A 20,557-nucleotide genomic window follows, 5' to 3' on the forward strand; every position below is an offset into this window, starting at 1 on the left:
ATACATTTACTCTTCCCTGCCGGACAAATCATATACTTCTATAGTGTACAGCTCGGTATCTCCATCCGCTGCAGTCAGCATCAGCCGGTCGGCATCCGGTTCCGGGAAAATAAGATCTGTCATTACCGTACGCCCCTGATCGGCAAATACCTCGACCGATGCACGATCCACCAAAATCCGCAGCTCCCGCTTGCCCTGAATCGGGTAAAGCGGCGCGTGATGCCGATCCGCAAAATGCTCGTGAAAGGCACTTTGCCCGGAGGCGGTCCGGTCTATATACAGCTCATCCGTTCTCGCATCCACACCGATGCGTGTACAGCATGATGCACCGATACGTACCTGCAGCTCAAACGATACGTCCCGATCTGCCTGAACCAGCAATTCATAACTGTCCAGCCGCAGTGCCTGCATCGCCTGCTGCACCTGCTCCAGCGGTGCCTGTTCCAGGATCAGTACCGGCCGGCGCGCGGATTGCAGTTCAGTGACCGGAAGCTGCCGCAGCTGCGTTCCTGTATTCGTCATCTCCAGCAGCAGCTCGCGGGCGATCGTCATCGCTCCTCTCCAGCTGCCGGTCGGCGTCACATTGGCGTACCGCCAGTTGCTCATCCAGCCGAGGTACAATCTGCGTCCATCCTGCTGCGGAATATCCGACCAGCTCACTCCGGCATAATTATCACGTCCATGATCCAGCCAGCGTACCTGCCGTGAAGCTTCGTCCGGCAGGAAGACATTTCCGTCAAAATGCCCGGTAAAATACTGGGTACGCGATCCTTCCCGCCCTTTGCCGTCATCGCCGATGCTGACCAGCATCACCCAGCGGCTAAGTCCCGGTGCATCCTGTACAGGCAGTTCGAACAGATCCGGACATTCCCATACTCCATCATGACAGCCAATGTCTGCTCCAAATATACTGCTTTCCGTCCAGTTCTTCAGATCAGGAGAATGATACAGGGCAATCGTCTGACCACAGGCGAGCACCATTACCCACCGGCTGCACGCTTCATGCCAGAATACTTTGGGATCGCGGAAATCAGGCTGTTCTCCCCCTTTCAGCACCGGATTGCCTTCATACTTGTGCCAGGTTCTGCCGCGATCATGACTGTAAGCCAGACTCTGACTCTGCCGTGCCGGATGATCCGGCTGTTCGTCATGATGGGTGAAGATGGCGACTAGCCCTGGTTCTCCCGGGAAAAACCCGGTCGTATTGTGCCAGTCCACGACCGCACTGCCCGAGAAAATCGTCCCATGCTCATCCGGTTCCAGCGCAATCGGAAGCTCCTCCCAGTGCACCAGATCGCGGGTGATCGCATGTCCCCAGTGCATCGGTCCCCAGGTCTCGCCAAACGGATGATGCTGGAAAAATAAATGATATTCCCCATCCAGATATACCATTCCGTTCGGATCGTTCATCCAGCAGCGTGATGGGGAGAAATGGTAGGCTCCCCGGTAATCGGGTTTTAATTGTAATGACATTGGATTAGCCTCCTGTCGTCTGTTCAGCCATCTGCTGCTTACTGCGGTCGTAACCGTCCTGCCTGATCTTCAGCCATTCCTGCAGACCGAGCCGATCCAGCTCCTGCAGATAAGCTGTCCATTCCTGATCTGCCTGTCCATTCTGGTACCATTCGGTCCGCTTGCGCAGCATGTACGGGAACAGATCCGCTTCAATCGTCGACAGCCGATCCAATTCCTCGATGCTGAAAAATACATTCGGATACGTGTGCTCTGCCTTCATATGCGGTACGAGTACCTTTTTCATCAGATCCATCCGCCACTTGGCATCATCCGGCATCGTTGTATATTTGCCAAAGTAATCACTCAGCACGGCCAGCGGACCGCCCACGCTCGTCTTCTGGCGCACCTCTACCGGCGCCGAACCTTCCAGGGGCAGATGCTTCAGCATCTTTTTGGATTCATCGTATTTGAAAATATTCTGCTGGTTCGTATCACCGTAGGTTCCCCAGTTATTCTGAACAGACTGCAGCGGGTCATACATCTGGTCGACCCATTTGGCGGTCTGTTCCAGCTGCTGGTTGCTGCTCATGACAACCATGCTGCCCCGCATAAAACCGAGTGCATTGTTGCGGGTGACATTGACCTCTCCGTCCGGTCCGGCCAGCGGCGGCATCAGCTCATAATCCTCGTTCATACCGGTAATATTCGCTTTGTCCCAGGTAAAATACAGCCCGTAGCGCTGATCCTTGCCTTTGGCAAGATAGGTGTTCCAGTCCTGCTGGAACGATTCAATATCAATCAGTCCGCTGCTGTACAGATCATGCACATACTTGACCGCTTCCCGGTAGCCCTCCTGATTGCCGGTGAACAGTACTTTGCCGTCATTGGTCACGACCGTATGATCGGGATTGTCCCCGAGGCCAAAGGAAGCGAACAGAAAGGTCAGATTCTCTCCGCCCGGCTTGTCGATAAAGGACAATGGTATCTCATCAGCCTTGCCGTTGCCGTTCGGGTCCTGCGTCTTGAACGCCGTCAGTACCTGCTTGAGTTCATCGGTCGTTGTCGGCATGGACAGACCCAGCTTTTTGAGCCATTTTACATTGATCCAGGGCATATCATCGACGGATTGAATGCGTTCCTTGTCCGTGCCCAGCTCTTCGATCCATGGAAAGGAATAAATATGTCCGTCCGGCGCAGTGATCATCGCCTTGTATTCCGGCCGTTCGGTCAGCACTTTTTTGAAATTGGGCATATACTGATCGATCATGTCTTCGAGCGGCACGATCGCTCCATCTTTGGCCAGCTGGAGCAGATCATAATCGCTGTATTCCGCCGCGAAGATTGCATCGGGCAGATCGCCACTCGCGACCGCCAGATTGCGCTTCTCCGCGAATACATCTGTGGTGTAACTTTTCCATTCCACATGAACGCCGGTTTTCTGTTCCAGCCTTTGCAGGATCAGCTTGTCATTGGGATCTGCCGGGGCCAGCGGTGAACTGGATGTCATAATATGCAAAATGGGCTTGCCATCTGCTGTTTTTTGCGGTTCATTGCCCCCGTCTCCGCAGCCTGTTGTTGCCAGCAGCATGATGGATAAAGCAGACGCGGCCGCCGCCTTGCGTACCTTTGAATGACCGATGATTTTACGCATTATATTCCCTCCCGAATCATATGTTCCGGCTTGATCAGCGAGCGATCTTCTGCCGGATTGGAGAACCGCTGTTATTAAAATCGGATATGGACCGAAATACGGAACAGCAGAGTCAGCCTGAATTTATTTGAGTGAACCGACCATGACGCCTTTTTCAAAATATTTCTGGAAGAACGGATACATCACGATCAGCGGCAGACTGGAGATGACGATAGAGGAATATTTGATCATCTCGGATAGACGCTTCAGTTCGGCCATCGCCTGCTGGTCGCCAATCATGCCCGGGGCCGCCTGATTCTGGATCAGGATGGAGCGCAGTACGAGCTGCAGCGGGAACAGCTTGGGATCATCCAGATAGATCATCGCATCAAAGTAGGAATTCCACTGCCCGACAAAAGCATACAGCGCCAGCACAAACATGATCGGCTTGGATAACGGAACGACAATCCGGGTGAAAATGGTCCATTCCGTCGCTCCGTCCACATTGGCAGCTTCCTTCAGTTCCCTGGAGATACCTTTGAAAAACGTACGGGCCAGAATAATATTCCATACATTGATCGCACCCGGAATAATAAGCGCCCACGGCGTATTCAGCATATCCAGCTGCCGTACGAGCAGATACGTCGGAATCAGACCGCCGCCGAAAAACAGTGTCACAATAAACAGGGTCATAAACCATTTCCGTCCGACAAGCGAATCTTCTGCCAGTGCATATCCGGCACAGATCGATACGAGCACCGTAATAATCGAGAAGCCAGTCGCATACAGTACGGAGTTGAAAAAGCCGCGAATCATCGCTTCATTGCCCATTATTTTGCGGTAACCTTCCAGGCTCCAGTCCGCCGGCTGGAAAGAAAGCCCGCGGTTCAGCAGAACGGTCGGGTCCATAAATGAAGCCACGATAATATAGCCAAACGGAATCACAACGATCAGTACACCCAGACCGAGAAACAGCCCGTTCAGCACCAGCAGGAAACGGTCAAACGGAGAGTTTTTGACAACCATGCAGTTCAGTCCTTTCTTTACATCATGCGCTGCTTGCTTTGCACCACGCGCTGTTTAGTACAATCCCTGATTGTCATTAAGTTTCTTGACGATAAAATTCACACCAAGCAGCAAAATGACATTAATAAGTGAGTTGAACAGTCCGACAGCAGCCGAATACGCATAATCCCCGGACTGCAGACCAATTTTGTATACATAGGTGGCAATGATCTCCGACGAAGGCAAATTCATCGAGGTCTGCAGCAGGTAAGCCTTTTCAAAACCGATCGACATAATACCTCCCGCCGCCAGGATGAATACAATCGCCATAATCGGCTTGATCGTCGGCAGATCGATATGCCAGATTCGCCGCAGCAGGCTCGCTCCATCCAGACTGGCTGCATTATGCAGCTCCGGGTCCACATTGGCGAGGGCCGCTACGTAGATAATCGAAGCCCAGCCGGCGGTTGCCCAGATATCCGACAAAATATACACCCAGCGAAAATATTCCGGATCGGTCATAAACATCAGCGGCTGACCACTGATCCAGCTGACAATCTGATTGATCGGCCCGGTAGGTGACAGGAAAATAAACAGCATTCCGGCGATAACAATGACCGATACAAAATTGGGCGCATACAGGAACAGCTGGATATTTTTCTTGATTCCTTTACGGCGGACCTGATTCAGCATAAGTGCCAGCAGAATCGGGATCGGAAATCCACATATCAGACCGAACGCGCTCAATTTGAGCGTATTCATAAAAATCACTTCAAAATTGGGTGAAGTCAGAAATTTCTCGAAATGCTTGAACCCCACCCAGTCACTGTTCATGATGCCCCGGATCGGGCTAAAATCCTTAAAGGCGATAATCGCCCCATACATCGGCACATACTTGAACAGCAGCGTCAAGATCAGCGCCGGGGCCAGCAGGATATACAAAAAGCTGTTTTTCTTGATCTGCCCCCAGCGTGTACGGCTGATCCGCTGCTTCTGCATATCTGCAGAATGGGCACTGCGTCTGCCGGCTTTGGCTGAACCTTCCATAATCGTCCCTCCGTTTCGCTATTTCCCTGCTTTTGCTTGCCGGTTGTACCGGTCAGCTGGTTGACCGCGTAAAAAGTAAGTGCTTACATTTTCATTTGTAAGCCTGTTCCTTTACAATTTAAACGACTGTTTGTTCATATGTCAATATATTTTGTAAACAAAAATAGTGCATTTATTTAGAACAATGTTTGTTTTTGCACAAATATAATATTACATTTGCACACTTGCGATTGCTTTTACGTCTCATCTCCTTTATATTTTAGGTATATGCAGCATTATCAGGCTGCCCTGCACCTGTCCTGTCCGACAGGACTGCAAATCCGACAGCATAAAGGTGGATTGCATCCATGACCAAGGAAAAAGTAACGATTCAGCATATTGCCGATGCTCTCGGTATCTCGCGCAATACCGCTTCCAAAGCACTGAACGGAAATGAAGGCATCCCGGATGAGACTCGCAGTAAAGTCATCCGCAAAGCCATTGAACTCAAATACAAACAGTTTGCCTATATGGAGAGCGAGGGTCTGATTCCGCGCAAGACCGGCAATATCGCCCTGCTGACGACCAATATGCCGGATAGCTCGCACTTTGGTTCGCCGGTCATCAGCGGACTGGAGAAGCGGATCAGTGCGGAAGGCTATAATCTGTCCATCCATATCGTGCGGGAAGATGAACGTGCTGCCAGGCGGCTGCCGAATAACTTTGACGCGGCTGCGGTGGATGGCATTGTATGTATTGAGCTGTTTGACCGGGAATACAGCGAGCTGCTGACCAGCTTGAAGATCCCGGTGATCTTTGTAGATTGCGCATTTGATATCGACTTTTCCAGCTTCCAGGCAGATATTCTGCTGATGGAAAATGAGCACAGTATCTACCACCTGACCCGAAATTTGCTGGATAACGGGTACCATCGGATTGGCTTTGTCGGCGATTACAGACATTGCAAAAGCTTTGGCGAGCGGTGGATGGGTTATAACCGTGCCCTGCTGGAAAATGGCATTCCGGTATCCCCCTCTCTCTCGATCCTCGACGAAGACCGCTTTTTCCTGTTCGAGACGGACTGGATGGAAAAGCGGCTGGAGCAGCTGGATGAACTGCCGGATGCCTTTGTATGTGCCAATGATTTTATCGCCGTCCGTCTAATGAAAGCGCTCAAATCCAAAGGACTGTCCATTCCCGAAGAGATTGGCGTGACCGGTTTTGATAACGCTACCGAATCGAGAATCGTCGAACCGCATCTGACGACCGTGCATATTTACAGCAGTGAAATGGGAATCAAGGCCGCAGAGATGCTGCTCACCCGGATTCGTTATCCCGATCAGCCGTATCAGGTGGTGCATGTGCAGACCCGGCCGCTGCTGCGTGACTCCGCGCATCATGCCTCTTCCTCTTCGGTGCTGCACGCGTAAACTCTGTTATTTGAGGCTTACGCATGTTCATGCTGTCTGTTGACTGATAGATAATGGCCATGGAGGGATAGGTTATTTCCATAGCCGGATGCATCGCAAAAAAACCTGAACCGAACAGCAATGTACTTGCCGTCCGGTTCAGGTTTTTGTTTTTTTTGTATACAGATCCCTGTCTTTCTCCGAAAAATTGTATTTACTGCTTTTCAGACTGAATGACAACATGGTAACACTGTTGAACAGGCTTGCTGACTGTCACTTTGCATCTTTAATCGAAATGTAGTTCCAGACCCGGTCAAAGATCATTTCGTACCCGCAGCTTCAATCTGCGTTTTGTAGGCATCCAGCTGGCGCTGCAGTTCGGCCATAACCTTGTCATAACCGGCCACTTTCAGCTTGTCGCGGAAATCCTGCACTGCCTGCGCCGGATCACCGGCTTTGCCGTAGGTGATCGCCGGCCCCATCTCTGCGGTCACCTGGGAAATGGCGGTTAGCTCGGATTCGACTGCGGTTTTGTCAAATACGAATTGTCCATATGGATACGGCTTTTTGATTTTGTCGTATTCGCTGTACAGAGTATCGATTTTGTCCCATGTGGTATCGCTCGGAATCTCGAATTTGTCCATCCGACCGGCCCAGAAGTCCGAATAGAACGCATCATTGGTCTCGTTATAATTCGCTGGCAGCACACGCTTGCCATCCTTGATCTCGTATTGTACCCCTTCCATGCCGTAGTTGATCAGCTGGTAGATTTCCTTGTCGTTACGCATCAGATCATAAGCCATCAGGGCACGCTCCGGATTTTTGCTGTGGGCGCCCAGGGATACGCCGCCGTGGGTAATCGGCATTTCCACCAGATTGCCGCTCTGGCGGGAGAACGGGAACATTTGCAGCTCCGATCCCGGCTGTTTTTTGTCCATCTGTACACGCAGACCGGAGAACGTCTGGGTATGATGCTGATCCATACCGGTCTGACCGGCCTGCAGCGCAACACGGGTATCATTTTTGTTGTTCAGTACATCTTCGCGCCAGTAGCCTTTATCCGCCCACTGCTTCATCGTGGTGGCAAAGTCAAGGAACGTATCCTCGAAGACCGGACTGACCACGGTATAGCGATCATCATACGATTTGGTATTGAATACCGGCAGATAACCGGTCGAGATCGGCAGTTCCAGATATGGAGTATGCGCCTGTACCCAGCCGCCAAAAATGCTGGTGCTGGACTGTGCATCCCATGGAATCACGCCAGGTTTGTTGTCCTTGATCCACTGCAGGTATTTGCCGATTGTATCCCAATCTTTGATCGGCTCGGTGATGCCTGCCTGCTTGGCCCAGTCACCGCGATAGAAGAAGCCGTGGTTGATCCACTGGGTGTAATCATTTTCGGGAATGAGGACGATTTTGCCATTATATTTGCTCTGATCCCAATCTTCGGCCGGGATCGACTTCCATGTTTCCGGTGCATATTTGGGCAGCAGATCATCCAGCGGCATAAAAGCGCCGCGCTGCGCATTGGACCAGGTATCCAGCCAGTCCGTACCGATCGTAATCAGATCAACCGGCTCGCCGGAAGCGAGCAGCAGATTGTACTTGGTCTGCCAGTCGGCCCACTCCACCCATTTCCACTTCACTTCGGCGTTGATCTTCTGTTTCATAATCGCATTGACCTTTTCCATTACTTTTTCAAACTGTCCGTTTTTGGGCTTGTCACCCAGTGCGACGAAGGTGACGGTTACGAACTGCGATTTGTCGTCTCCGGCGCCGGATTTGCTGCCGCCGCAGGCAGTCAGCGATAATACGATAACAGCCACCAGCAGTGCCGAGATCAACTTACGAAATTTCCACATATATTGGCCCCCTTTAGAATCGTTACCAAAATGAGATGATGAGCATCCATTCAACCCTTGACCGCACCAACCGTGATTCCTTTGATAAAGTAACGTTGTACAAACGGGTAAAACAAAATGACCGGGCCGGTCGCGACTACTGCGGTTGCCATCTTCATCGTCTCCAGCGGTACATCGCTCATCGCCACATTGGAGGAAGCCGCCGAATTGCGGATAAAGTCGGCGCTGGTGACGACATTGTACAGGAACAGCTGCAGCGGACGATAATCCATATCCGGCGACAGAAACAGCATCGCATGATACCATTCGTTCCAGTAGCCGAGTGCGATAAACAGACCGATCGTCGCCAGCGCAGGTGTGGACATTGGCAGGATCAGGCGCAGGAAGATCGTAAAATCACCTGCTCCGTCGATTTTGGCCGATTCGGTAATCGCATGCGGAATGGAACGGACAAAGCTTTTCATCATAATAATCAGAAATGGGGTCAGCAATCCCGGCAGCAGCACCGCCAGATAGTTGTCCTTGAGATCCAGATACTGGGTAATCAGCAGATAGAACGGTACCAGCCCACCAGAGAACAGGGTCGTAAAGTAAATAAAAAACGAAATTCCGTTCCGGTAGGAGAAATCCGGGCGCTGCAGCGCATACCCGGTCATTGCTACGATAAATAATCCCACAATCGTACCGACAATCGTGATGCCCATCGTGACCAGATACGAACCGATAATCAGCTTGGGATTCTCGAACACAATCTGATAGGCAAAAGTACTGAATTCATGCGGCCAGATATTAAATCCATGCTGCTTGACCGCACTCTCGCTCGTAAAGGACGTGCCCAGAATAAGCAGAAAGGGCAGCAGACAGGAGACGGCAAACAGGCTGATGACGATATAACCAACCCAGCGGACAATAATTTCACTCTTATCCTGGCGGATGCGTGCAGGCCGCGGAGGATTACTGCCGATCAGATCCATTTTGCTGTTGATATCCATCGCTGTGCACCTCCTAGAATAATGAGTTTTCCGGGGAAACTTTTTTGACGATCCAGTTGGCTGTCAGGACAACGATAAAGCCGAAGATCGACTGATACAGACTGACCGCGCTGCCCATCGAGAAGTTAAAGTTGGTCATCAGCGAGCGGAATACATAAGTCTCGATAATGTCCGTGCTGGCGTACAATGCCGTGTTATTGGCACCGACCAGGTTAAAGAATAATCCAAAATTGCCTTTGAGGATGCCGCCGAGCGAGAACAGCAGCAGAATAATGAAAGTGGGCTTGAGCCACGGAATAACGATATGGATAATCCGCTGAAATGCGTTGGCCCCGTCAATCTCCGCCGCTTCCACAATCTCCGTATCCAGCCCCATAATAGCGGCAAAGTAGATGATCGAACCGTACCCTGTCGTCTGCCAGAGGTAGGTAATAATAATGATAAATGGCCACAGATGCGGCTCCGAGTAGGCTTTGACCGGGTCCATGCCGAGCGCTCCGAGGATACCGTTCAGCAGACCGTAGTCATAGCTGAGGATATTATAGGCCAGCAATCCAACCAGTACGGCCGAGATAAAATAAGGGAGAAACATGAGGGTCTGTGATACTTTTTTGAACCATTTCTTGCGAATTTCATTCAGCAGGATCGCCACCGTAATCTGCGCGATATTGCCAAGCAGGATAAACGCCAGATTATACGCAATCGTGTTAAAGGTCAGCCGCCACAGGTCACCGGTCATAATGAGGAACTTGAAGTTATCCCACCCGACAAAGGGACTGCCGAAAATACCGTCTGTATAGTTGTATTTGACGAATGCCAGATACAGGCCGGGCATTGGTAAATATGCAAATATACAGAAAAAAATAACGGCCGGACAGCACATCAGCAAGAGTACACGGCTATTGTGAAACTGCTTGCGCCGGGAACGCTTGACACGCACGGCAGGGATTGATTTTGCGGTATCCAATGAATGATTCCTCCTTTGTGCTCTGGCTCATGGAGTCAGGTGTAAAATGGGCCAGCAGGCAGCTGCATGGTTTACCCTTTTATTGTAAGCGTTTTCTTTATATTTTTTATTTCACTATTCTGCTATACCCTTTCAATATTCTGCTGTGTTTGAACCGTTCTGCCAGCAAATATGCAAAAAAGCCACCCTGACTTTCCCGACGACGGCACGCATCAGCTGCGTGCCGCGATCGGAAAGGTCAGAATGGCTTCAGTGCCTTCACCTTTTGTACTGCAAAATTCGAGAGTGCCATCCATCGCTTCAATAATGCGGAAGGTGACCATCAGGCCAAGCCCGGTTCCCTTGGTCTTGTTGGAGAAATACGGTTCCCCCAGCCGTGCCAGCTCTTCTTCATCCATACCGGAGCCGTTATCCTTGATATGCAGCTCAATATGATTCTCATGCTCAAGCGTCCATACCCTGACGTAGCCGTCCTTTTGTACCGCTTCAATACTGTTCTTGATAATATTGATGCAAGCCTGCTTGAACTTGGAAGAATTGCCCCGGATCAGCAGATGCTGCGGCACCTGGATCTGCAGTACACTGCCCTGCAGACTGGCCAGCGGACGCATAATATTCTCGATATGCTGGAATTCCTCATATAGATTAAGCGTCTCGGTCTTCTCGAACTGCGGTTTGGCAAAGGTGAGAAAGTCCGTAATGATGTTGGCGGCGCGATCCAGTTCATCCAGCGCCATTTTCAGATGTTCCCGGCCCTTGTCGTCCGTATTCATCTGAGTCAGCTGCAGGAAGCCGCGAGTCACCTGCAGCGGATTACGCACTTCATGCGCTACCGAAGCAGCCAGTTCGCTGATCATGTCCATCTTCTCGGAGCGCTGCAGTTCATTATTGAACAGCTCCAGCTGCTGGGAATACTGCAGCACCTGCCGCTGGTTCTCCGCGAACACCCTGCCCATAATGGCGATGAGTGAGATGACGAAGAAGATCACGCCCCATTTCCACAGCATCAGCTTGTAATCCCCGTCTTCCAGATAGAACCAGATCAGTTCGCTGGCGGTAATCAGGGCAAAAGTCGTAAACCCGGCTGCAAAAATAATCGCTGCCCGGTTCTTCTGCAGCGCATAGCGGATCGCCAGGATCATGAACAGGATCAACCCTACCAGTATGAACAACCCGAGAACAAGCACCGAGATGACATAGTAGATTTTGAAATACCGATCATGGGTCAGCACATTGGCGATCAGAGCCAGCACGCAGAATCCGGAATAGAAATACTGCATCCGCTTCAGCTTGTGAATCATCCCCCGGTAGCCCCTGCCGAATACACTTTCGAAAAATTCATAAAATGCCGGTACCAGCACGAACAGGCTGATATCAAATCCAAGCGCATACAGTCTGTCCCCGGCCGGATAAAAGGTAAACAAAAACGGCGAGTATGTCACAATCACGCTGCCCAGAGCCAGAATCACAATGCAGAGACTGACCCACATCCTGCGGGAACGTCCCGCCAGAAAGACCGAACAAAACGCCATAATAAACGCCACAAAAATAAATGAAAATCCAATAACCACATCTACCAGATCCGAACTGACATAGGTGGTCAGAATCTCCTGGTAATCCCCGATCAGGATGCCGTTGGTCAGGCCAATCTTCTCGCGCGCCGACTCGACCCAGATATAGATCATCTTGTAGGAATCCTGCCGGTTCAGGGGCAGCAGCAGCTGGTTCTGTTCATAGGCGTATCCACGCCGTGATTCATAGATTTTGTTATCATCGAGATAGACGATGACATGCTTGCCCTGCAGCTCCCGGATCAGCAGACCGGAGGTGTTCCAGTTCAGCTCCGGCAGTGGAATCCGTATCCATGCGGAAGAGCTGTTCACCGGCTTGCCGTCCTTCATCAGCTGAGAAGATGTCCAGTAGCTGTTCTGGTCATCATTCCAGGGCTTGGAGGTAAAGCTGTTCTGTGCCTGCCAGCGAACCTGCCAATAATCGATACGCTGGAACTTCTGGTCTTGTCTGGCATTCGCAGACAAAGACAGCCCTAGCATCGCCATGATAATGAAGAGTAGGAATAGAATTAAGGCTTTGGGCATGATCTTCATAGTGCACCTCATTATTCATATACTTTCCTGGTCATACCAATATACTTCATTGTTAGCAGAACGAACTTAATTATGATAAATATGTATATTTCCCTATTGTACCTTATATAGCGGAATCTCATAACTACTATTATACTTGTTCACGCATTTCTGAGACACATAAATTACGGAAGAATCAGTAAAATTCATACGGATCATGAAAAGTATGCCAGCGTAAGTTGCGCCAATACCCGCTGCTTCTCGCCAAAAACAGCCCTCCCCTCCCTGCTGTCTACACAGCTGGTCACGGCTAGCGGTGTTTGGCCCGGCGGCAACAAGGGTAAGCTCCCATAAGGGGACCGATTTCCTCTGGAACACTATTCCGAAGGAGATGATGAGTATGACGGACAACAAACACTATGATGATGTATTCTGGAAAACAAGAAATTCACTGATCGATGATGAGGATTCACAGCTGGCTGGGGAAGAGACCGAAGTGGAATTGCCCAGAGATGCAGAGCTTGCCGTAATTCATCCGGAGCGGATGGACCCGCGGGAATATGAGAGCATCGCCGATGAAGAAGATGCCGGCAAACATCCCCAGGCTGATCCCGAGGACATTCAGTCCGATGCGGCACTGGCCCGCGAGGAAGATCAGGATGAAGGTAAATAAGCAGGCCCTATATAGATTCATCCGGTCGGCACAGCGCTGACCGGATGTTTTTGCATTATCCTTCTGCTGCAATATCCTTTTGTAAATGTATAAAAGCCGTAAGCGATGAATGCATACTCATCGTTTACGGCTTTTTGATGCGACTTATCGGTACTGCTTATTGTTCGACACCGAATATGAACGGCTCGCTTCGTAAAAGAATCACTTCCGCCCGTAGTCGGCTTTGATCTCGCCCCAGCTGCGGGTCTCCCATTTGAGCAGTTTGTTGCTGTACGTGTTGGTACGCAGCCACTGTTCTGCACGGTCCACCAGTTCCCAGATCTCGGCGGTGGAAGCATCGCGTACGAGTGTCGAGGCTGCCTTTTTCTGCCGGACCCATTTGAGGGCATTCTCGGAATCGCTGTAGACCGTTTTGCTGCTGCCCTGGCGCTTCAGGTAGGCGAGCGCATGCACAATCGCCAGGAATTCTCCCATATTGTTGGTTCCCTTGGCGATCGGACCGCAGGTGAAAAGCACCTGCCCGGTGCGTGTATCCACCCCTTTATATTCAACCGGTCCCGGGTTCCCCCGTGTGCCGACATCAACCGAGATGCTGTCGTAATCAATCTGGTCCATCGGGATATTGGTCGCAGCCGCTGTACGCCCACCATAGCGTCCTGCCTTGGAGCTGCCGGATGACGAGCCGCCTGTACCGCCGGATTTACCCTGTCCCCAGTGCTTTTTCCAGCCTTCACTGTAGGCCTTGTCCGCGTCGGTGCGGGATTCATAAGATTTGTATTTGGCATCCTTGTATCCGCTCGTCTGCTTCTGGCATTCCGACCATGAGGTATATACACCCGGCTTGTGGCCTTCCCATACTACATAATATTTTGACTTTGCCATATCTTTTGTATGCCTCCATTGCTTCAGCCCCTGTACAGGCTGTCCTTGTACAAATGCATGTACGTTTTATGTACCCTCCATTATGGCTGGTCGGTACGTACTTTGGCAACCGGTTCGGCCGCCGGATGAGCAGGCAGCTCCCAGCTGCGCCGCGTTACCATAAAAGCGCATACGAGCAGCAGCAGTCCGTTAATAATGAAGACAAACCGGATATCGAGCCATGCGCCCAGCAGTCCGCCCATGATCGGACCTGCCATCGTGGCAATCTGGGAAGCCGACTGATTCAGCCCAAATGCCCGACCGCGGAAATCTGCCGGTGTTACCCGGACGATCATCGCATTAATCGACGGCAGCACCGCCGCAAAAAACAACCCGTATCCGAACCGCAGCGCACCGAATCCCCAGATATCGGTAAAGAAAAACTGCAGCATATTGCCGACCCCACTGCCGAGCAGACCGATCAGCAGTACTTTGCCAAATCCGATCCGGCTGCCGATTCGTCCCCAGCGCGGCGCCATGATCAGCGTAGCGATGCCGACGGCCGAGAAGACGATACCGGCACTGAGTGAGGCGTTACCTGTCGACACGCCCATACTTTTGACATAGATCGTAATCAGCGGTTCCAGAATCATGACCGAGAAGTTGGCTACACCGGTCAGCAGCAGCAGTGACATGAACAGCCGGTTGGACGCGGCCTGCTTGATATCATCCAGCACATGCGACCGCTGGGCCGACCGGTTAAAGTTATGTTCCTTGGCCCAGATCGTCGCAATCAGCGCCGCGATCAGTACAATCAGCGCCGAGAACAAAAAGGCATTGCGGTTGCCAAAATAATAACTGACCACCCCGCCGATCAGCGGCCCGATAATCGTCCCTGTCGCTCCGGACGTCGCCATCACGCCCAGCGCATAGCCGGTCTTGTGCTCCGGTGTATTTGTTCCGACAAGTGCAATCGATGCCGGTACAAATCCTGCGAGCAATCCCTGGCACAGACGCACGGCGAGGAACACATAAGGATCGGTCACAAAGTAACTGACCAGATACAGCACCGCCAGACTGAAGCCCGAGCGGATCAGCATCGGTTTTCGTCCATACTTGTCCGATAGCGATCCCCAGAACGGCGAGATTAGTGCGCTCGCCAGAAAGGTAATCCCAAACGCAACTCCCGACCAGATTTCCAGATGATTCGTGACGCCCAGCTCCGTCTCCAGAAAAATCGGCAGGAACGGAATCGAGATGGAATACGCCGTACTGCAAAAAAATACGCCGAGCCATAGTACAATGAGATTTCTTTTCCATGGAAACTCCATCCAGGCAGACACATCCTTTCGTTACAGCGTTTGGCATTATAAACGCGATCATATCAGCGTTTGGCATTATAAACGCGATCATATCAGCGTTTGGCACTATAAACGCGACTATATCGTTCATTTTACTCTGGATGGAGGGAAAGTCCAAATGAGCTTGGGGGGATGGCCATGTTCGCCCATGTTCATTCTGTTCGCCATGCTCGCTGAGGAACAGCGCTGCGGGAAGGGATTATCCTGCTGACCTCCGGTTAAGCACCGGATATGTCTGAATCACCGCTGCCGCGGTACATATCCGGTGCTTAAATGTCGGTTTGCAGGATAATTCCCTTCCCTCCGCTCCGTGCTGACTGTTTCTCTGGTGCCTTGAAGGGATTTTTGTGTTATACCTTTTAAAGAAAATGGAAAGTTACCTGCGAGAACTGTTAAGAATGAGGATCGACGCAGCCGCTTCCGTTGATTGCACAGAGCGGAGAAAAGGGAATTGTTCTGCAGGCCGACATTTAAGATCGAATATTTACCGCGAACAGCGGTGATTCCAAATATCCGATCTTAACCGGAGGCAGGAAGGACAATCCCTTTTCGCAGAGGTCTCCCATCCAACCAACCCTGCCTTCAGCTTGAATTTAGCAAGAAAGATGTCATCCCGTACAATTTAGGGTAAGAACGAGTAAGACCTACTACACATACGACTTTTAAAATAAATGGACCACCGCTATAACCGTCCATACCGACCAAGGAGATGATTCATATGAGTAATGAATTTGATAATAACAGGGACGCTGCCGCACAGGAATACAACCGCTATCGCACAATCGACCCGGTAACTGCGCGGGACGAAGAAGAGCTGCAAAGCATCCCGGCGGATGATCTGGATCTGATCAATCCGACGGTACGGGATGAAGAAGGCATTCAGCCGGTAGTCAGTGAACATACTGCCGTAAAGGATCTGGACCCTCGCCTGTCTTCGGAAGATATCGACCTGCACCGTCATACGATTGATCTTGATACAAATGCCGAAGAGCTGGACACCGGCACCAATGTCGTGGATCAGGGCATTATGGATAATGCGCAAAATGATTCGATGGTCGACGATGGCCCACTGCCGGATATCCCGGATGCAGATGAGCTGAATGGCGGCGAGACGCCGGAAGACCCGTCCGTGCCTTCTTCGTACGACCAGGATGCACACGGTACCGATCTGCGCAACGGTTCCACCGGTGAAGATGATCCGGACCGTTTTGAACGCCGCGACCGCTAAAAAAGGAGGAATTCCTGATGACCGAATACAAGCAGGACCACAGTGAAGACAATCTGGTGACCGAACGGGACACGGATGCCAAGTTTGGCCTGTTCCGTGAAGATTCCTATCCGGATGCAGGTGCGGACGAAGTGCAGAAGCGCCTGATCGAGAATGAGCTCCCGAGGGATAACGAGCTTCCGAAGAATGAGGACGATGCGGCCAGCGAAGATACCAAAGGCTGAATGGCTGTTCATCCGTTCGTTTGGTTTGTACATGAATGCCGATGATAACATGGTGCTCTTCAAGCGACCCGGGTACATGATATGCCCGCATGAGCGGATATAAAATGAAAAGCGATCCACACAGCCGAAACTGTGCGGATCGCTTTTTTTGTGATGCGTCTTGTCATATGTCTTATGATGTGATGCGTCCTATGATACATCTTATGATATGAGACATCCGTAACGCGTTTTGTGATGCATTTACTTTTCACCGTGATGCTTGTATGAGAGATATGGAGCCTAATCAACTGCAACTCGAATATACTGTATCTTCCCGTCTCTGCTGCAATCCTGACTTTATGCAACCATCCTGCCTGCTATACTTCTGTACTTCTGAATAGCATACTGCGCATGGCTGTTACCCCCCGCTGTCTCCGGCCCTATCCTATACCTGCATCTTCTCGATCACAATAATACAGGTGCTGTCCGGCAGGCGTACCTCTTCATCCCACTCATCTTGCAGCCGTATCCGGTGGCGCAGTGCTTCGGTATACCCTTCCTGCAGAAAAGCTTCCATATGCACTATATTGGCCTGTTCCCCAAGTGTCTCATGGATCAGCGTACGATACTGCGTAGGCGTCATATAGCCAAACTGCTCCTGCACTTCATGCACATATGCTTCCTCTCCCCACGTATACGTGTACAGGAATTCCATCGCATCATTGACCGGCATCATCACCTGCTGCTCCCCGATGATCTCATATCGGATCTCCCGGCCCTCGAAGTCTGCGGCATACCGCTCCAGTGCCGCCATTCCTCCTTCTTCCAGGAAAGTAATCTTGCGCTGCTGTACAGTCGGCTCGGTCATAATGCCATCCCGGATAATGATCCGGCCGCCGATCGACAGCACCTCAAAGGCGCTGCGCAGTGCCGCCGCCACCGTCTCCAGATTGAATTTGCGGCCGTTGAACGGAACATATGAATACAGCTCATGCAGAATTGAAGAGAACAGAATCGTATCCACACTGCCTGGAGTAACATATTCCTGCAGCGCCAGTGCATCGCCCTTGACCACTTCCCAGCGATGACCTTCCCGCTGCTTTTTGCGGTTCAGCGACTCGATCACATTCTCGGAAATGTCGATGCCGATCGCACGTATTTCCGGCATTTCCGCTTCGAGCAGATCCAGCATGACGCCGCCGCCCGGACCGATATCGAGTACAGTTTTGCCGACCACATCGCGCAGCAGCAGCTTTTTGTAATCAATCGTCTGGTTCATCGTCTCCAGATAGCTGTCTTCATTGTGGAAACGGTCATAGGCATCCCGGCGCAGATCGAACAGGTCGAACAGCAACAGCACGGCCTTTTCATACAGCGGCGACTTCTCTGCCTCCATGCAGAACTCGATCAGCTTCTCCGCTGCCGGAGAAAAGACAAAGTTAAAGAACACCGTATCCGCAATATTCGGCTCCATCACCAACTCATATTCCAGATGCGGACTGGACAGATTCAGTCGGCCGGAACGCAGCGCATCCCAGTCCCAATCGGCCAGATATTTCTCGATAATGCGCTTCTTGTACAGATTGATCTTCTTGGTGCCCCGATAGTCGTAATACATGCTGTGCATCATGCGCTCAAAGCTGATATGACGTACCTGTTCTCCGGTCTGGCTGCCGATCAGCAGGAAGATTTTACAGAATTCTTCCATCGAAAAGTCCTTCAGCGCGGCCTCCACATACCAGAATGTACGGTCGGCGAGCTGTGCAAATGCCTGATCGATATCCACCTTGCGGCGCAGCTGCTCCAGCTGTTCCAGCGTATTCTCCCCGTAGGCCGCGCTGCCGGTGCGCAGGCGCAAAATACGATCCTGTACCGTCACCCCTTCCGGCTGCTCTCCATAGGCAATCGCATGGATCAGCTGCACCAGTTCATCCCGTACACGCTGCCACAGCTCGGTCGATACCGCTTCAATGACGCAGCGGTTCAGCACGAGCAGCGTGCTTTTCATTTCTTCCGGTGACAGTATACCTTCGGCGACCATCCCGGTCAGCGCCTGATTCTCATGGAAAGGCACCTCTCCGCGCAGATACTGTCCGAGCAGCCCGTGCGTGCGAATCAGCGCAGCGACCAGCCGGGTCCGGTCATCGCTTGGCTCTGCAGCAGCACGGATATACAGCTCTGCCGACCCTTCATTATGTACAAACAGATTAATTCCCTGTTCCTGCCAGCGTATCCGGTCGCGTACCGAACCACCCTTGGCCGTCTCGGACCACATCAGTGTCTCTTCCACAATATCACGCAGCCAGTAGGACACTCGCAGCTGATCCAGGATGCGCAGCGTACGCTCCACATAATCCAGTACCGGATTCGCCTCATTCAGTTCCTGGAGTGTATTAACCCGCTCCAGATTTACGATTCGTTCCTCGGCCGAGATCAGATGGTTCAGCCACGGCGCACTGAACGGCAGCGGCGGACCGGCATGACGATAAGCTTCGATAGCGACAAGAGCATGCAGCATATGGATTTTCCTCATTTCTGTTAATGGTAATCGTTTGGGCTTGTCCCCCCGGTATCCCTGTCTGATGCAGGCCCGGGGGAGCCCTTGTCTACTCGCGTCCCGGGAATTCCACGAATTCCTTGCCGACCGAGTAGCGCTTGTCTTCATTGACGATATCACCCAGCCAGCGACTTAGCTTGACGCCGCTTTCCTGAGCGGAATAGAACACTTTGTAAGGGGACAGCGTATGCGGTGTACCGCGTCTTTTCTTGCCGCTGCCTACCCCATAATCCGTGATAAAAAAGTAATATTCCGGCAGTTCTTCCTGCAGCCGGCGTGCCGAGTTCAGCATGCCAAGCGACCATTCGTTGGTAATCTCCAGATCATCGCTGACCAGCCCCTCCGTCCGCTGATTAAGCAGGGCTTCATAGGAAGGCAGCACTTTGTCGTATACGGTATTCGACTGCAGCAGCACCGTTCCTTCCGGCAGCATCCGGTGATTGGCCCGGAAAGCGGCAGCGATAATATCGTCCTCAATCTCGTACCCGTACCGCCGGAGAAAGTCGGCTTTCCATACTTCATCAATAATATGCGGCCACTGATGGGACGACAGATAGGCGCCATCCGCATAATGGTACAGCTTGGCCTCAGGATAATGCTCCGCTATATATGGTGCCCAGAATGCCGAACCGAATCCGCCGGCACTCGCTCCAGCGATAAACAGCTTGTCCGGTGCAGGCACATGCTTGAACATCCAATCAAGTCCCTTGAGCGTATTGGCCCGGCCGCTGTAATGGGCGGTAAAGCTCAATTTGCCGCGGTCTTTGTATTTCACCTGATGATCCCCGATATGGAAATCACCTGTCGCATACGGGATATAGATAATATTCCAGTCATGGAACGGATTGTCCTTGCGCTGATTATCCAGTATCCCGCCGAGCAGATCCGGTTTGTAGAAAGGGATATTGGCAAAATAATACCCCAGCTCATGGTTATGCAGCAATGTGCGCAGTCCAAACGGCTTGGTCGCCGTATTGCGGTTCCAGCTGATCCCTCCGCCGGAAAAATAAACGATCAGGTTGTTGCTGCGCCCCCGCTTGGTCAGCAGATAGTAAGACGAACCATCTCCCGATACCGCCCGGCCGCTCAGATCGACCCGGCTCCATTTATACAGCGGGGAATCATCAAAACGGATGACACGCGACGGACGCTTGATAATAAAGACGATAATGGCGATCAGGACCACAGCAAGCATCAACCATTCGACACCGGACACGATCATGTTGTTTCCTCTTTTCTAT

The 20,557-nt window shown here is 51.6% G+C and carries 16 protein-coding genes; 4 read left to right on the forward strand and 12 right to left on the reverse strand.

Annotated features, from left to right (window positions below; all coding sequences use genetic code 11):
• Positions 1-6: 6 nt before the first annotated feature.
• From WH45_RS04575 to WH45_RS04590, 4 genes are all read right to left on the reverse strand, one after another.
• Entirely contained in the window at positions 7-1,473 is a 1,467-nt protein-coding gene (locus WH45_RS04575) for a glycoside hydrolase family 32 protein (RefSeq protein ID WP_046213211.1), read from the reverse strand.
• A 4-nt stretch (positions 1,474-1,477) separates the two neighbouring features.
• Entirely contained in the window at positions 1,478-3,106 is a 1,629-nt protein-coding gene (locus WH45_RS04580) for an ABC transporter substrate-binding protein (RefSeq protein WP_046213212.1), read from the reverse strand.
• Between the two features lie 123 nt (positions 3,107-3,229).
• Positions 3,230-4,111: a carbohydrate ABC transporter permease gene (locus tag WH45_RS04585; RefSeq protein ID WP_046213213.1), complete on the reverse strand. Its 882-nt coding sequence runs from the start codon at positions 4,109-4,111 to the stop codon at positions 3,230-3,232.
• A 54-nt stretch (positions 4,112-4,165) separates the two neighbouring features.
• On the reverse strand, positions 4,166-5,137 hold the full coding sequence (locus WH45_RS04590; protein ID WP_046213214.1) for an ABC transporter permease: 972 nt from the start codon (positions 5,135-5,137) through the stop codon (positions 4,166-4,168).
• Between the two features lie 347 nt (positions 5,138-5,484).
• Between WH45_RS04590 and WH45_RS04595 the strand changes: the two genes are divergently transcribed.
• A complete protein-coding gene (locus tag WH45_RS04595) occupies positions 5,485-6,546 on the forward strand; it encodes a LacI family DNA-binding transcriptional regulator (protein ID WP_046213215.1) in 1,062 nt (353 codons plus the stop codon).
• Between the two features lie 299 nt (positions 6,547-6,845).
• Here the strand turns inward: WH45_RS04595 and WH45_RS04600 are convergent, their stop codons facing one another.
• The 4 genes from WH45_RS04600 to WH45_RS04615 all read right to left on the reverse strand — a co-directional run bounded on the left by WH45_RS04600 (position 6,846) and on the right by WH45_RS04615 (position 12,445).
• On the reverse strand, positions 6,846-8,390 hold the full coding sequence (locus tag WH45_RS04600; RefSeq protein ID WP_046213216.1) for an ABC transporter substrate-binding protein: 1,545 nt from the start codon (positions 8,388-8,390) through the stop codon (positions 6,846-6,848).
• Positions 8,391-8,440: 50 nt separating this feature from the next.
• Positions 8,441-9,382 carry a carbohydrate ABC transporter permease gene (locus tag WH45_RS04605; RefSeq protein ID WP_052723616.1) on the reverse strand — a complete coding sequence of 314 codons (942 nt, stop codon included), beginning with the start codon at positions 9,380-9,382 and terminating at the stop codon, positions 8,441-8,443.
• Between the two features lie 13 nt (positions 9,383-9,395).
• Positions 9,396-10,265, reverse strand: coding sequence for an ABC transporter permease (locus tag WH45_RS04610; RefSeq protein WP_235338291.1), 870 nt, complete (start codon positions 10,263-10,265; stop codon positions 9,396-9,398).
• Between the two features lie 296 nt (positions 10,266-10,561).
• Positions 10,562-12,445 carry a sensor histidine kinase gene (locus WH45_RS04615; protein WP_235338279.1) on the reverse strand — a complete coding sequence of 628 codons (1,884 nt, stop codon included), beginning with the start codon at positions 12,443-12,445 and terminating at the stop codon, positions 10,562-10,564.
• A gap of 388 nt (positions 12,446-12,833) precedes the next feature.
• Between WH45_RS04615 and WH45_RS04620 the strand changes: the two genes are divergently transcribed.
• The gene (locus WH45_RS04620; protein ID WP_046213219.1) at positions 12,834-13,106 is read left to right on the forward strand and encodes a hypothetical protein; all 273 of its coding nucleotides are present in this window, start codon (positions 12,834-12,836) and stop codon (positions 13,104-13,106) included.
• Positions 13,107-13,307: 201 nt separating this feature from the next.
• On the opposite strand, the gene rnhA is transcribed toward WH45_RS04620, so the two are convergent.
• Positions 13,308-13,988, reverse strand: a complete 681-nt coding sequence (gene rnhA, locus WH45_RS04625) for a ribonuclease H (RefSeq protein WP_046213220.1) — start codon at positions 13,986-13,988, stop codon at positions 13,308-13,310.
• An 80-nt stretch (positions 13,989-14,068) separates the two neighbouring features.
• Positions 14,069-15,298 carry an MFS transporter gene (locus tag WH45_RS04630; RefSeq protein WP_046213221.1) on the reverse strand — a complete coding sequence of 410 codons (1,230 nt, stop codon included), beginning with the start codon at positions 15,296-15,298 and terminating at the stop codon, positions 14,069-14,071.
• Between the two features lie 748 nt (positions 15,299-16,046).
• On the opposite strand from WH45_RS04630, the gene WH45_RS04635 reads away from it, so the two are divergent.
• Both WH45_RS04635 and WH45_RS04640 read left to right on the forward strand, forming a co-directional pair.
• Complete coding sequence (locus WH45_RS04635) at positions 16,047-16,556, forward strand: hypothetical protein (protein ID WP_046213222.1); 510 nt, start codon at positions 16,047-16,049, stop codon at positions 16,554-16,556.
• A 17-nt stretch (positions 16,557-16,573) separates the two neighbouring features.
• The gene (locus tag WH45_RS04640; RefSeq protein WP_046213223.1) at positions 16,574-16,780 is read left to right on the forward strand and encodes a hypothetical protein; all 207 of its coding nucleotides are present in this window, start codon (positions 16,574-16,576) and stop codon (positions 16,778-16,780) included.
• 424 nt (positions 16,781-17,204) lie between these two features.
• Here the strand turns inward: WH45_RS04640 and WH45_RS04645 are convergent, their stop codons facing one another.
• A complete protein-coding gene (locus WH45_RS04645) occupies positions 17,205-19,277 on the reverse strand; it encodes a class I SAM-dependent methyltransferase (RefSeq protein WP_046213224.1) in 2,073 nt (690 codons plus the stop codon).
• Between the two features lie 88 nt (positions 19,278-19,365).
• Positions 19,366-20,538: a pectin acetylesterase-family hydrolase gene (locus WH45_RS04650; RefSeq protein ID WP_046213225.1), complete on the reverse strand. Its 1,173-nt coding sequence runs from the start codon at positions 20,536-20,538 to the stop codon at positions 19,366-19,368.
• Positions 20,539-20,557 lie beyond the last annotated feature (19 nt).

The organism is Paenibacillus wulumuqiensis, from assembly GCF_000971965.1.
GTDB lineage: Bacteria > Bacillota > Bacilli > Paenibacillales > Paenibacillaceae > Saccharibacillus > Saccharibacillus wulumuqiensis.